At 72.2% G+C, this 1621-nt stretch carries 1 protein-coding gene; it reads right to left on the bottom strand.

What is annotated here, in order from left to right; all coding sequences use genetic code 11:
• Positions 1–225 precede the first annotated feature (225 nt).
• Positions 226–1488: an IS30 family transposase gene (locus AAAX73_RS09660; RefSeq protein WP_349125773.1), complete on the bottom strand. Its 1263-nt coding sequence runs from the start codon at positions 1486–1488 to the stop codon at positions 226–228.
• Between the last annotated feature and the right edge of the window lie 133 nt (positions 1489–1621).

Below are 1621 nucleotides of genomic sequence, written 5' to 3'. Positions count from 1 at the left end.
GGTTGATTTTCAATCTCAACGCAACAGCCTGAACGGGCCCCGCGTTTCCGCAGCTAGCGCAACGCGGGAATAGCTCCCGGCACCTGGCCGTCGCATCGTTTCCGCAGGTGGAGAGGCTATGAAGGCCGGTGCCCCCATGCCGCCGCCGCATGCTCCGCCAGCCCGCCGCGCAGCCGTTCCGGACTCAGCGCAACGGGCCCTCCGGCCCATGTCCCGGCCCGCCGCCTATCCCGCCAGCGGCCCCTCGCCCCTCGCGGCCCTGGCCCTGTCGATGCAGCCGGGCGTGAGGTCGAGCTCGCCGGGCGCCAGCTCCTCTATCCCGAACGCGTCCATGAGGGCGGAGGCGTCCTCCCTGAGGGCCATCCGCAGCACGCGCGCCGGCGTCAGGAACCCGAGCGCCCCCCTCGGCTCGGAGTTCACCTGCGACATGAGCAGCGCGCAGTCCGCCGCCGTCAGCCGGTCGAACCTGACGCCGGCGCCCTTGGGCAGCAGCTTCCTGATCTCCACGTGGTTCTTCTCGCACGCGCCCTTCTGCTGGCTCTGCCGGGGGTCGCAGTAGAAGAGCCTGGTCTCGCCGTCCCGCTCGCCGATCAGCGCCGCGATGGCGCCCTCGTCGGCGAACTCGCTCCCGTTGTCGGTGAGCACGGCGCCGAAGGCGCGCCTCGCGCCGTCCTCGCCGAGGACCCCGCGCAGGGAGGAGAGCGCCGCCAGGACCGAGGCGCACGTGCCGTCCGGCAGCGGCAGGGCCAGCTGGAAGCGGCTCGGGCGGTGCAGGAGCGTGAGGAGCCTGGCGGAGTCGCCCCTGGAGCCCTCGACGGTGTCCATCTCCCAGGCCGCGGCGCAGGCGTCCTCTCCGAGCGCGAGGAACGACGCGTGCGACCTGCGCGACGAGTGGGACGTCGCCCTCCCCGGGGCCCGGCGCGACCTCGGCCTGTAGCCGACCTTGCGCCTGAGCTCCATGTTCGTCATGCCGTCGTAGCCGGCGTCCACCCACCTGTAGACGGTGGAGGCGCTGAGCCCGGGGGTCGTCGCCGCTATCTGCTGCGGGGAGAGCCCGCGCGCGAGCCCGTCCCTGATGGCCGCGAGCTTGGCGGCGGCGCCCTCCTCGGTCTCGTCGATCCCGGACCTGCTCGCCGAGAGCTCGGCGTCGGCCGCCTCCTGCGCCCTCCTGGCGCTGTAGAACACCCTGGGCCTCCTCGAGCAGCCGTAGCCCCTCCTGTGCGAGCAGCCGTTGCAGCACCTCGGCCACGCGGAGAGCCTGGGGCAGGCCCCCGAGAGGTCCGCGGGCGCGGGCTCGCCGTAGCGCGAGCGCGGCGCGGTGACGTAGCGGTGCGCCGCAACCTCCCTGGTCACGGTCGAGGGCGACCTGCCGAGCTCCGCGGCGATATCGCGGGCGCTGCGGTTGCGGTCGAGCATCCTCTCGACCGTGTTCCTCTCGTGCCTCGTGAGCCTCCCGTACGACCTCCCGGACGGCTTGGGTCTGGACATTTCGGCCTCCCTCCATCGCGGGCCGGGGGATTCCGGCCCCTCTGGGGTTGCCTACCCGGATTCGCGACTCAGGACTCAGCGCAACGCGTTGCGCTGAGTCCTGAGGCTGTTGCAATGAAGATGAGAATCAAGG

Origin of the sequence: Collinsella sp. CLA-ER-H9 (assembly GCF_040092295.1) — a bacterium.
Classification (GTDB): Bacteria; Actinomycetota; Coriobacteriia; order Coriobacteriales; family Coriobacteriaceae; genus Collinsella.
The sequence above is the reverse complement of the archived record's forward strand: the minus strand, read 5'-3'. Positions and strand labels throughout refer to the sequence as shown.